The sequence below is a fragment of the Klebsiella sp. CN_Kp066 genome (assembly GCF_040065135.1).
Taxonomy (GTDB): Bacteria; Pseudomonadota; Gammaproteobacteria; order Enterobacterales; family Enterobacteriaceae; genus Klebsiella; species Klebsiella oxytoca.
Map to the genome: position 1 here is coordinate 66412 of NZ_JBEAIU010000054.1, position 12385 is coordinate 78796.

The window sequence follows — 12385 nt, forward strand, 5'->3', positions numbered from 1 at the left end:
ATGGGTTAACCAGCGAACATTCGCAACAGCTAATCGCAAAGTGTAAGCAAAGGTGTGAATTATCGTTTCCCGGTATCATTCTCCGTTCCCCTGTGGGTAACTATTTCACCGGCAACGCTACTCTGCGTCACAATTGCATTAACCTGAAACGACCAGGCCTTGAATCTGCCGCGCTTTCCCGTACCATAACCGGTATGTAAACGCTTACCCTAAAAAAGGTCTGGTATGGCGACCATTAAGGATGTAGCCCGACTCGCAGGCGTTTCTGTCGCTACCGTCTCCCGCGTGATTAACAATTCACCGAAAGCCAGTGAAGCCTCGCGCCAGTCAGTAGGCGCGGCGATGGAAACGCTAAATTATCACCCCAACGCCAACGCCCGCGCGCTGGCGCAGCAGTCAACGGAAACCGTCGGCCTGGTGGTGGGTGATGTCTCCGACCCCTTCTTCGGCGCGATGGTCAAAGCCGTCGAGCAGGTTGCCTACAATACCGGCAATTTTTTGCTGATCGGCAACGGCTATCACAGCCTTCACAAAGAGCGTCAGGCGATTGAACAGCTGATCCGCCACCGCTGCGCTGCGCTGGTGGTTCATGCCAAAATTATCCCCGACGACGAGCTGGCCTCGCTGATGAAGCAAATCCCCGGCATGGTGCTGATTAACCGCATTCTGCCCGGCTTCGAGCAGCGCTGCGTGGCGCTGGATGACCGCTACGGCGCGTGGCTCGCTACCCGCCACCTGATTCAGCAGGGGCACACCCGTATCGGCTATCTCTGCTCAAACCACGCCATTTCCGATGCCGAAGATCGGCTGCAGGGCTACTATTCGGCGTTAAAAGAGAGCAACCTGCCGTGCAACGATCGGCTGGTGACCTTTGCCGAACCCGATGAGAGCGGCGGCGAACTGGCTATGACCGAGCTGCTGGGCCGCGGCAGAAATTTTACCGCCGTCGCCTGCTATAACGACTCAATGGCCGCCGGCGCGATGGGCGTCCTGAACGATAACGGGATTGATGTGCCGCGCGAGATTTCGCTGATTGGTTTTGATGACGTGCTGATTTCACGCTACGTGCGGCCGCGGCTGACTACCGTGCGCTATCCGATTATCACCATGGCGACTCAGGCCGCTGAGCTGGCATTAGCGCTGGCGGAACATCGGCCTCCGCCGGAGATAACGCATCTTTTCAGCCCTACGCTGGTCCGCCGTCACTCGGTGATTGCGCCTCTCGATAGCGACAAATCGTAGCGGTATAAACTGACGGCGGCGGCCGGATAATCCAGGCCTTCGCCGATGTACTGCCAGCCGAAACGTTCATAAAAATCGCGGCAGGCGGAGTAGAGAAACAGCTCGCCATAGCCCTGCTTTCGGGCATAGTCGATAACGTGCTGCTGTAGTTTCCCGGCCAGCCCCTGCCCGCGCGCTTCAGGAGCCACGTAGAGCGCCGCCATCCATGGATAAAGGTCCTGACGGCTGATTAAATCGCAGCGCCACAGGCCGACGGTGCCTAACAGCGTCTCCCCCTCAGCGGCAATAAAGGTCATCGGCAGCGCCCCTGGCGTCTGGCTATGCCCGACAATACTGGCGAAGAACGCCTGCGGCAGCGTTTCACCGCCAAAAGCCCGCCATAGCCATTCCGTCACGCGTGAAGCGTGCTGCGGCGCGGCGTAGAGGGGTTGGATCATCACACCAGCTTCCCCTGAAAAATAGGCACCGATTCAAAGAGGTAGCCATCAAAGTCCGGCGCGTCTTCATCGGACAGCTCCAGCAGACTGTTTTTAACGTTTTCGAGATGCTGCCACATAGCCTGCCAGGCCCCCATCACATCGCGACGACGCAGGGCGGCGAGAAGCGTTTGCCGATCGCCGAGCCACTTCAGGCGATACGCCCGGCTGGCAATATGCACGTTGAACTGCTGCCACAGCGGGCTGCTGTCCATCTGCAGCCAGATGCGCTCGACCGTCGCCAGCAGCATCTGATTTTGCGTCGCGCCGGCCAGCACCAGGTGAAACAGCCGGGCGTTGTCCTGGCTGGTATCGTTAGCGGCAATGGCCCGCTGCTCCTGCTCGATAATGCGCTTCAGGTTATCGATATCGGCGCGGGTGGCCATTTTGGCGGCAAAGGCGGCGATGTTGCTCTCCAGCAGCTGGCGGGCCTGCAGGATTTCGAAGGGCCCGACGTCGCTGCTCAGCATCTGTTCTTCCTCACTATCGTCCTCGTGCGGGATGCGCATCACATACACCCCTGAGCCCTGGCGGATATCAACCGTCCCCTGCAGCTCCAGCATCAACAGCGCTTCACGGACGATGGTACGGCTCACGCCGTAGGTCTCGGCGATATTGCGTTCCGGCGGCAGGCGCGACCCGATAGGATAGCGCCCCTGCGCAATCTGTGCGCGTAAATCATCACCTATTTCCTGGTAGGGTTTCTTTTCCGGCGGAATGATAGCCTTCTCCACAATATCACCTGTGCGTTATGAGCCTGCGAGTCAATATCGGCCGCTATCTTAGCAAAATTTCAGCCCGGCTAGCGCCACTCATCATCAATATCCAGCGTCAATTCGCGACTCTCGCCAAGCTTACGGAACCAGCTGGCGGAAGCCTTGGGCCGCCGGGCACGATTATTTTGCAGATCGATTTCAATCAGCCCGTAGCGGTTTTTAAAGGCGTTCATTGGCGAAACGTTATCGGTAAATGCCCATAGCATGTAACCCTGGCAGTTGGCTCCCGCTTCCCGCGCGCGCAGCGTCTGCCAAAGATGCTCGCTGATAAAACGGATCCGGTAGTCGTCGGCGATAGTGCCTTCGCTATTGCGAAACTGCCCTTCGTTTTCCACACCCATGCCGCTTTCCGCCACGAACCATGGAATATTGCGATAGTCCCGTTTGATCCGCATCGCCATATCAAAAATGATTTGCGGATAAATTTCCCAGCCGCGGGAGTGATTCATCCGCCGTCCCGGTAGTTCAAAGGGCTCATAGTAGTAAGCCGGATGGAACGGCGTCTGCGGGTGCCAGGCGCGCGATGGCGCTTTAACGCGATGCGGATAGTAAAGGTTAATCCCCAGCTCATCGACGGTGTTTTCGCGGATAATCGCCAGCTCTTCCGCTCGATAATCCCATGCAACCTCGTGCTGTTCGAGCAGGGCCAGCAGCTCGGGCGGGTATTCGCCGTGGACCAGCGGGTCGAGAAAAATCCGGTTATAGAACAGATCGTAGCGCTCGGCGGCGCGCACGTCATGCGGCGCTGTTGAGCGCGGGTACGTTACCTCCGGGTTAAGAATGCAACCTACCGTGCCGCGATAGCCTTTCTCGCGGAACAGCTGGACCACTTTTGCCGTCGCCAGCACCTTGTGGTGGTTCCACTGCATCCAGGTGCCGGTATTCTGCTCGTAGGGCCAGCGCAGCGCGTCCAGGTAAACGCGGGTCTGCACGACGATCGGCTCATTGAAAGTAAACCAGCGCGTAACCTTGCGGTGATAGCGGGCGAAAACTTTCTCTGCATACTGCACAAACAGCGCAACCACCTTTTTTGACGCCCAACCGCCGTACTGCTCCAGCAGATAGCCGGGGAGTTCATAGTGCTCAAGGCAGATCATCGGCTCGATGCCGTTGGCCAGCAGTTCATCGAACAACTGGTCGTAGTACGTCGCATAGGCTTCATCGACCGTGACGTTTTCATAATCGGTGAGAAAGCGCGACCAGTTTATCGACGTACGGTAGTGGGTGAGCCCGGCCAGCTTCATCAACTGCACATCTTCGCGGAAGCGGTTGATAAAATCCGTCGCCACAGCCGGACCGTAGCCGTTATGCCAGACGTGACGGTCGTTCTTGTACCAGAGATCGGGCCAGGAATCCTGACCCTCTTGCTTGCCGCTCCAGCCCTCGGTTTGCCACGCCGAAGCGGCGGCGCCGAGGATAAAGTCGCGGGGAATGGCCATCTTTACTGTCGTCATGGTGTCCTCATGCATTTTCGCTGGCTTGCGCGTTGTCCGCCTGACGCTGGGCGTTTTCCGCGCGACGGGAAGCAATTTTGACAAACGGCAGGTAGATAAGCACCGCGGTCAGGATGCAGATAAGCTGCGTCACCACCGCGCCCATCGAGCCCGCCGTTGACAGCCAGGCGTTGATCAGCGGCGGCGTGGTCCAGGGCACCATCACCACCGCTTTACCGGCAAAACCGGCGGCAGTCGCGAAGTAGCCGATGCTGCCGGTCACCAGCGGCGTAATAATAAAGGGGATCGCGAGGATCGGATTGAGCATGATCGGCATCCCGAAAATGACCGGTTCGTTGATATTGAACAGGCCCGGTCCAATCGATAGCTTGGCGATCTCTTTCATCTCTTTGCGTTTAGTGGCAATCATCACCGCAATCAGCAGACCAATCGTCAGTCCCGATCCGCCAATGCTCATATAGACATCCCAGAACGGCATGGTGATGATATTCGGCACTTCTTTGCCCTGCTCAAAGGCGCTCATATTGACGGTAATGGCTCCCAGCAGCAGCGGTTCGCGGATCGGTTTGATCATCTGATTACCGTGAATGCCGATAACCCAGAACAGCTGCGCGACAAACATCAGCAGCAGGATCCCCGGCAGGCTTTGCACCACCCGCTCCAGCGGCTGCTGCACCACCTGATAGACCGCGTCATACAGATACATGCCGGTCGCCTGATGAAAAATAAAGCCAAAGGTGGCAATCACCGTGGTGGTGATAATGGCCGGGATCAGCGCGGAAAATGATGCCGATACGTTGGGCGGCACGGTATCCGGCATCTTAATCTTCAGCCCCTTACGGCCCTCCAGCCAGCAGTAGATCTCCACCGACATAATAGCGATAAACATGCCAAGGAACAGGCTGCGGGTATCGGAGAACTGGCGCAGCAGGACATCCTTCACTTCATGCATTTGCCCGTCGACCATCATCTCGACGGTGGTCGGCGTGACGCAGATAAAGCAGATCACCGCCAGCAGTCCGGGGAACAGGCTCTTAATGCCGTTAATCCGCCCCAGCTCAATGCCAATAAGGAACACCGCGCCAATATTGAGAAAGTTAAGGGTGGCGTAGTTGATCGCGCTGGTAATAGGTTTGAGCGCCGCCAGAAACGAGAGCGCCTGAAAGCTGGCGAGGCCGTTTTTTGGATCCAGCACCATATTGGAGATCAGCACCGAAAAGGCGCCAACGATGATCACCGGCATCAGGGTAATAAAGGCGGATTTTATCGCCATGATGTAGCGGTAGCTGTTGAATTTCGTGGCGAAACTCCCCAGTGAGTCGATCAATTTGTCCTGCAATGCCATAGAGGATACCTCAGTTTTAAGGGCTTTTAGCGCACCAGGTGTACAGCCAAACACCTATTGGCATACCAAAAAATAGCCACTGGTGAGAATAAGTTCTGTGATTAAGCTCCCAACTCGTTTATTGGTATTCCAGAAAGGCGGAAATTGGCATACCGCATTTACAGTTTTATTTTCCGCGCGATCAATTCCTGTAAAAGCGTGATCGCGATAGTTTTTTGCGCCGCCATCAAGCCATATCCCCCTGAATGTCTGTGATAAACTGCGGGTTACCACGTGATATCAGGAATCGGATGAATGGCTACAATGCTGGATGTCTCAATTCGCGCAGGCGTCTCTAAAGCGACGGTTTCCCGCGTGTTGAACGGCACGGGTCAGGTGAAAGAGAGCACCCGCCAACAGGTTTTTAAGGCGATGGAAGAGCTGGGCTATCGGCCTAATTTTCTCGCCCGCTCGCTGGCGAACCGCACCAGCAACAGTATCGGACTGGTGGTTTCTACCTTTGACGGCTTCTATTTTGGCCGCCTGCTGCAGCAGGCTTCCCGCCAGACGGAAGCCTGGGGTAAACAGCTGATCGTTACCGACGGCCACGATGCGCCGGAACGTGAAGAAGAGGCGGTGCAGATGCTGGCCGACCGCCAGTGCGATGCTATCGTGCTTTACACCCGCCATATGAGCGAAAAGAAAATCATGTCGCTGATTGAATCCATCGACATGCCGCTGGTGGTGATTAACCGTGATGTAAGCCAGGCGAGAGAGCGCTGCGTGTTTTTCGAACAGCAGGATGCAGCGTTTCAGGCGGTGGAATATCTGATAACCCAGGGCCATCGCGATATCGCCTGTATTACCGTGCCGATGCACACGCCGACGGGTAAAGCTCGCCTGGAAGGCTATCGTAACGCGCTGAAAAAGCACGGCATTAAGTGGGATCCGGCGAAAGTGAAATACGGCGACTCCACCATGAGCCGCGGCTATGAACTCTGCTGCGAGCTGCTGGAAGAGAAAACGCCGTTTAGCGCGCTGTTTTCCTGTAACGATGATATGGCGCTAGGCGCTTCGAAGGCGCTGCACCAGGCAGGGCTGCGGATCCCGCAGGATATTTCGCTGTTTGGCTTTGATGACGCGCCGAGCGCTAAATGGCTGGAACCGGGGCTATCGACGGTCTATCTGCCGATCGATAACATGATCACCACCGCTATCGATCAGGCGATCAAGCTGGCTAACGGTCAGCCGATCGAAACCATACCGCCGTTTACCGGCAAACTGGTGCTGCGCGAGTCGGTCACCACCGGGCCGTATTACGCATAATTAGCGGGCCCGATAAGCAAAGCGCCATCGGGCAGCGCCTTACAGCTGCTCGAGCGCCAGCAGCTCTTCGATAGTCTGACGGCGGCGGATCAGCCGCGCTTTACCGTTGTCGAACAGCACTTCCGGCAGTAGCGGACGACTATTGTAGTTTGAGGACATCGACGCGCCGTAAGCGCCGGTATCGTGCAGCACCAGATAATCGCCCGGCACCACCGCAGGCAGCAGGCGGGTTTCCACTTTCCCTCCCTCCTGCTGGGTAAAGACATCGCCCGATTCGCACAGCGGCCCGGCCACCACGGTTTCTATCTCCGCTGCGGCGCTCAGATCGCGGCCGTCCGCGGCCAGAGCGGTAATATGGTGATAGCTGCCGTACATCGCCGGACGCATCAAATCATTAAAACCGGCGTCAATCAGCACGAAGTGGCGGCTGCCCATCTCTTTTACGCTGCGAACCTGAGAAACCAGCACGCCGGATTCCGCCACCAGGAAGCGACCCGGTTCGATCTCAAGCGCGACCGGATGGCCCAGGTGTTTAGCGACCTGTTCACGCGCCGCGTTCCACAGGCCGAAATAGTGATCGGTATCGATCGCCTCTTCGCCTTCGCGGTAAGGGATCGACAGCCCGCCGCCGGCGGAGATCGCCTGCAGATCCTGACCGAATTCGACAACCTGACGCACCATCGCGCCGCAGACCTGCTCCAGGTGGCCGTAGTCTACGCCGGAGCCGATATGCATATGAATTCCCACCAGCTGTAGCTGATAACGACGCATCACTTCCAGCGCCGCCGTTAAATGACTGTGCCAGATGCCGTGCTTGCTGTTTTCGCCGCCGGTATTGGTTTTTTGGCTATGACCGTGACCGAACCCCGGGTTAACCCGCAACCAGACGCGATGGCCCGGTGAAACTTCGCCCAGCTGGCTCAGCATATCAATTGAGCCGGCGTTGACCGGGATCTGCAGTTCTTTCACCCGCGCCAGGGTTGCATCGTCGATCAGATCAGCGGTAAAGACGATATCTTCCGGATGCTGATGCGGATCGTATCCGGCAGCCAGCGCGCGCTCGATCTCGCCCAACGACACCGAATCCACCTTCACGCCCTGCTCGCGCATCAGGCGAAGGATGTGGATATTCGAGCAGGCCTTCTGCGCAAAACGCACTACGTCGAACTTGCTCAACTGAGCAATCTGGCGGCGGATAATTTGCGCGTCGTAGACCCAAACCGGGCAGCCGAACTCGGCGGGCAAACGCAGCAGATTGTCTGCGTTCAGGTCGGTATTGGTGGCGTAAAGCGAGTGTGGCATAAAGAACTCCGGTGCTGTGTGTGCGTTATCTCTGTTTTTTTACGATTACGCCACAGCGCGTGGGGAATAAAAAATATCGTTTTATTGCCAGTCTATGCAAAAATGATATGGCTTGCGTTACTTAAGGAACACTCATGCCCGCCGTTAATCTGCGTCATATTGAAATCTTCCATGCCGTCATGACCACCGGCAATCTGACCGAGGCCGCAAGAATGCTGCATACCTCGCAGCCGACCGTCAGCCGCGAGCTGGCGCGTTTTGAAAAGGTGCTGGGATTAACGCTGTTCGCCCGCGCCCGCGGCCGTCTGCAGCCAACGGTTCAGGGTTTACGCCTGTTTGAAGAGGTGCAGCGCTCCTGGTACGGCCTGGACAGAATCGTCAGCGCTGCGGAAAGCCTGCGCGAGTTCCGCCAGGGCGAACTGTCGGTCGCCTGTCTGCCGGTATTTTCCCAATCATTCCTGCCGCTACTGCTGGAGCCTTTTTTGACGCGCTACCCGGAGGTCAGCCTGCAAATCGTCCCGCAGGAGTCGCCGCTGCTGGAGGAGTGGCTTTCCGCCCAGCGCCACGATCTGGGATTGACGGAGACCCTGCATACTCCCGCCGGAACCGAGCGTACGCCCCTGTTGACCCTGAATGAAGTGTGCGTATTGCCGCAGGGCCATCCGCTTGCCGCTAAGCAAGCATTAACGCCTGCAGACTTTAATGGTGAAAACTATATTAGCCTGTCGCGCACCGACAGCTACCGTCAGCTGCTCGATGCGCGGTTTCATGAACATCAGGTGAAACGGCGGATGGTGGTGGAAACGCACAGCGCCGCCTCCATTTGCGCTATGGTGCGCGCCGGAGTCGGCATTTCAGTGGTTAACCCGCTCACCGCGCTCGATTATGCCGGGAACGGCGTGGTGGTCCGACGCTTTAGCGTTGAAGTGCCTTTTACCGTAAGCCTGGTTCGCCCGCTCCACCGCCCGGGATCCGCGCTGGTCGATGCGTTTGCACTGCATTTGCAAAACAGCATGTCTCGCATCCTGACCCCGCTCGAAGCGGTACTTACGAAAGCATAAACTCAACCGCGTCCGCCGCATGAATCGCTGTGGTATCAAACACCGGCAGCGGACTGCTCTCTTCCGGTACCAGCAGGCCGATTTCGGTGCAGCCAAAAATGACCCCTTCCGCCCCCTGCTCCGCCAGAGCGTCAATGACCTGCAGATAGTAGTCGCGTGAATGCGCGTTAAAGACGCCGAGGCACAGTTCATCAAAAATGATCTGGTTAATCCGCGTGCGATCTTCAGCTTCCGGAATCAGCGTATCAATAGCAAACTGCTGCTGCAGGCGGCCGCGATAAAAATCCTGTTCCATGGTATAGCGCGTGCCTAATAGCGCAACGCGGCGCTGGCCCTTTGCGATAATCGCTCGTCCGGTAGCGTCGGCAATATGCAAAAACGGCACGTCGCAGCGCGTTTCTATCGCCTGCGCGACTTTATGCATGGTGTTGGTACACAGGACGATCCCTTCGGCGCCCGCCTGCTGCAGGCCGAAGGCCGCCTGCGCGAGGATCTCGCCCGCGCGTTCCCAGTCGCCGTTTGACTGACAGGCTTCAATTTCGTGGAAATCGACGCTGTGCAACAGCAGGCTGGCGGAGTGCAGACCGCCGAGGCGTGCTTTAATACCTTCATTTATCAACCGGTAGTAAGGAATCGTTGATTCCCAGCTCATACCGCCTAACAGACCAATCGTTTTCATCATCCCTCCTTGTGTGAGTTTTTCAGTAGAACAAAGTTGTGATCGACTTTCCACTTCTCCCGACGGTCGTTTCCTTTTTCAGGATTATGGGATAGATTAAATGAAACATTGTTTCATTTAATCACAGGACCATCGGATGTTTATTTTTCATAAAGAGACCACCCTTGAAGATCTGGGTAATGGCGTCACGCGCCGCATTCTTGCGCACGATGGCAAAATGATGGCGGTTGAAGTGAACTTCGAACAAGGCGCCATTGGGCCGATGCATAACCACCCCCATGAACAGCTTACCTACGTGCTCTCAGGCGAGTTCGAGTTCACCATCGGTGATGAAAAGCACGTGGTCAGCGCCGGCGATACGCTCTACAAGAAACCGGAAATTATGCACGGCTGCGTTTGCCTCAAGGCGGGAACGCTGCTGGATACCTTCACCCCTGTGCGTCAGGATTTTCTGCAAAAGTAGCCCTTCATCTCCAGGGCATGCCGCGCATGCCCACCATTTTCTGAACTTTTCCGCTACAAATAATTGTCATAAAGTATGTCGCACCGCAATGATTAGCAGCGCAAGCAATATCGCCTGACCAGCCTCTCTCCGTCTGACTCTCATCCGTATCTCTGACCTCTCATCTCTGCAAAATGCGCGCTCCAGCACCTTTTTGAAACATCGTTTCGACTTTGATCACATTTCCGCGATCAACCGAATGACTCCGTAATAAATAGCAATAAAATAAAATTAAAACGGCGTTTTACAAAATCAGGACGCCGGGTAAGACAAAATCAAAAAACACATGTTCTTCAGGGATAAGAAGAAAGAAAAGTTTTAACCAATCAACCATCGCCAGGGAAGGATTTACCGCTGACATACCAGGAACGCATTAACTTTCCGGCGGCACGGGCCGCGGGAAAGGCAGTAACCCCGAATCCGTATTACAAACTCGTAAGCCAGGTAGGTATGTATGAATGAAAACAAAATGCTGGGATTGGCATGGATATCGCCCTACATCATAGGGTTGATAGTCTTTACCGCCTTTCCCTTTATTTCATCTTTCTTCCTCAGTTTCACTGAGTACGATTTGATGAGTCCACCGGTGTTTAACGGCATCGAAAACTATCGCTACATGCTGACCGAAGATGGCCTCTTCTGGAAATCCATGGGCGTGACGTTCGCGTATGTCTTTTTAACCATCCCGTTAAAACTGGCTTTCGCTCTGGGGATCGCGTTTGTCCTCAACTTTAAGCTGCGCGGCATCGGTTTTTTCCGTACCGCCTACTACATCCCGTCGATACTCGGTAGCTCGGTGGCGATTGCCGTATTGTGGCGCGCGCTGTTTGCTATCGACGGCCTGCTGAACAGCTTTATCGGCGTGCTCGGCTTCGACCCGGTCAACTGGCTCGGCGAGCCTTCGCTGGCCCTGATGTCCGTTACCCTGCTGCGCGTCTGGCAGTTTGGCTCAGCGATGGTCATCTTCCTTGCGGCGCTGCAGAACGTTCCACAATCACAATATGAAGCGGCGATGATCGATGGCGCTTCAAAATGGCAGATGTTTATGAAGGTCACGGTGCCGCTAATCACACCGGTGATTTTCTTCAACTTCATCATGCAGACTACCCAGGCGTTCCAGGAGTTTACCGGCCCGTACGTCATCACCGGCGGCGGCCCAACCTACTCCACCTATCTGTTCTCGCTCTATATCTACGACACCGCCTTTAAGTACTTCGATATGGGCTACGGTGCGGCGCTGGCATGGGTGCTGTTCCTGGTGGTCGCGGTGTTTGCCGCCATTGCGTTTAAGTCTTCGAAATATTGGGTGTTCTACTCCGCCGATAAGGGAGGCAAAAATGGCTGATATCCAACAAATCACTGAAGCAAGGGACGTCGCTGAACGTGAAGTCGCGCGGACGCTGCGCCGTGAAAAAATAAGCCGCTCGATTCGCTATGTGATCCTGCTGTTCGTCGGCCTGCTGATGCTCTACCCGCTGGTATGGATGTTCTCGGCGTCGTTCAAACCGAACCACGAGATCTTCACCACCCTGAGCCTGTGGCCTGCCCACGCGACCTGGGATGGCTTTATCAACGGCTGGAAAACCGGCACCGAGTACAACTTCGGCCACTACATGCTGAACACCTTTAAGTATGTGATCCCGAAAGTGCTGCTGACCATTATCTCCTCCACCATCGTGGCCTACGGCTTTGCCCGCTTCGAAATCCCGTGGAAGAAATTCTGGTTCGCTACGCTGATCACCACCATGCTCCTGCCGAGCACCGTACTGCTGATCCCGCAGTATCTGATGTTCCGCGAAATGGGCATGCTGAACAGCTATCTGCCGCTGTATCTGCCGCTGGCCTTCGCTACTCAGGGATTCTTCGTCTTCATGCTGATTCAGTTCCTGCGCGGCGTTCCGCGCGACATGGAAGAAGCGGCGCAGATTGACGGCTGCAACTCCATTCAGGTGCTGTGGTACGTGGTGGTGCCAATTCTGAAACCGGCGATTATCTCGGTGGCGCTGTTCCAGTTCATGTGGTCCATGAACGACTTTATCGGTCCGCTGATTTACGTCTACAGCGTGGATAAATACCCCATCGCGCTGGCGCTGAAAATGTCCATCGACGTCACGGAAGGCGCTCCGTGGAACGAAATTCTGGCAATGGCGAGTATCTCCATTCTGCCGTCCATCATCGTGTTCTTCCTGGCACAACGCTACTTCGTACAGGGCGTTACCAGCAGCGGAATTAAAGGTTAAGAG

Annotated in this window: 12 protein-coding genes; 6 read left to right on the plus strand and 6 right to left on the minus strand. The window is 55.9% G+C overall.

What is annotated here, in order from left to right:
* The first annotated feature begins 225 nt into the window (after nt 1–225).
* Nucleotides 226–1242 carry an HTH-type transcriptional regulator GalR gene (gene galR, locus ABLV75_RS21825; protein WP_004105264.1) on the plus strand — a complete coding sequence of 339 codons (1017 nt, stop codon included), beginning with the start codon at nt 226–228 and terminating at the stop codon, nt 1240–1242.
* Here galR and ABLV75_RS21830 read toward each other — a convergent pair.
* The 4 genes from ABLV75_RS21830 to ABLV75_RS21845 form a co-directional block, all read right to left on the minus strand.
* Entirely contained in the window at nt 1203–1682 is a 480-nt protein-coding gene (locus ABLV75_RS21830) for a GNAT family N-acetyltransferase (protein WP_016809909.1), read from the minus strand. The two genes, galR and ABLV75_RS21830, sit on opposite strands and share 40 nt — an antisense overlap.
* On the minus strand, nt 1679–2452 hold the full coding sequence (locus tag ABLV75_RS21835; RefSeq protein WP_004105268.1) for a GntR family transcriptional regulator: 774 nt from the start codon (nt 2450–2452) through the stop codon (nt 1679–1681). The genes ABLV75_RS21830 and ABLV75_RS21835 overlap by 4 nt, the downstream gene beginning before the upstream one ends.
* A gap of 68 nt (nt 2453–2520) precedes the next feature.
* On the minus strand, nt 2521–3948 hold the full coding sequence (locus tag ABLV75_RS21840) for a glycoside hydrolase family 1 protein (protein ID WP_004105271.1): 1428 nt from the start codon (nt 3946–3948) through the stop codon (nt 2521–2523).
* A 7-nt stretch (nt 3949–3955) separates the two neighbouring features.
* A complete protein-coding gene (locus tag ABLV75_RS21845; RefSeq protein WP_004105273.1) occupies nt 3956–5293 on the minus strand; it encodes a PTS transporter subunit EIIC in 1338 nt (445 codons plus the stop codon).
* A 303-nt stretch (nt 5294–5596) separates the two neighbouring features.
* On the opposite strand from ABLV75_RS21845, the gene ABLV75_RS21850 reads away from it, so the two are divergent.
* Nucleotides 5597–6598, plus strand: a complete 1002-nt coding sequence (locus ABLV75_RS21850) for a LacI family DNA-binding transcriptional regulator (protein WP_162098332.1) — start codon at nt 5597–5599, stop codon at nt 6596–6598.
* A gap of 39 nt (nt 6599–6637) precedes the next feature.
* Here ABLV75_RS21850 and lysA read toward each other — a convergent pair whose 3' ends face one another.
* Nucleotides 6638–7900 carry a diaminopimelate decarboxylase gene (gene lysA, locus ABLV75_RS21855; protein WP_023321566.1) on the minus strand — a complete coding sequence of 421 codons (1263 nt, stop codon included), beginning with the start codon at nt 7898–7900 and terminating at the stop codon, nt 6638–6640.
* Between the two features lie 134 nt (nt 7901–8034).
* On the opposite strand from lysA, the gene ABLV75_RS21860 reads away from it, so the two are divergent.
* On the plus strand, nt 8035–8961 hold the full coding sequence (locus ABLV75_RS21860) for a LysR family transcriptional regulator (RefSeq protein WP_004105279.1): 927 nt from the start codon (nt 8035–8037) through the stop codon (nt 8959–8961).
* On the opposite strand, the gene ABLV75_RS21865 is transcribed toward ABLV75_RS21860, so the two are convergent.
* On the minus strand, nt 8948–9640 hold the full coding sequence (locus ABLV75_RS21865) for an aspartate/glutamate racemase (RefSeq protein ID WP_004105281.1): 693 nt from the start codon (nt 9638–9640) through the stop codon (nt 8948–8950). The two genes, ABLV75_RS21860 and ABLV75_RS21865, sit on opposite strands and share 14 nt — an antisense overlap.
* Before the next feature lie 136 nt (nt 9641–9776).
* On the opposite strand from ABLV75_RS21865, the gene ABLV75_RS21870 reads away from it, so the two are divergent.
* From ABLV75_RS21870 to ABLV75_RS21880, 3 genes are all read left to right on the plus strand, one after another.
* Nucleotides 9777–10103, plus strand: a complete 327-nt coding sequence (locus ABLV75_RS21870; protein ID WP_004105284.1) for a cupin domain-containing protein — start codon at nt 9777–9779, stop codon at nt 10101–10103.
* A 493-nt stretch (nt 10104–10596) separates the two neighbouring features.
* Nucleotides 10597–11487, plus strand: coding sequence for a sugar ABC transporter permease (locus tag ABLV75_RS21875; protein WP_004105287.1), 891 nt, complete (start codon nt 10597–10599; stop codon nt 11485–11487).
* Entirely contained in the window at nt 11480–12382 is a 903-nt protein-coding gene (locus ABLV75_RS21880) for a carbohydrate ABC transporter permease (protein WP_004105302.1), read from the plus strand. Before ABLV75_RS21875 ends, ABLV75_RS21880 begins: the two co-directional genes overlap by 8 nt.
* Nucleotides 12383–12385 lie beyond the last annotated feature (3 nt).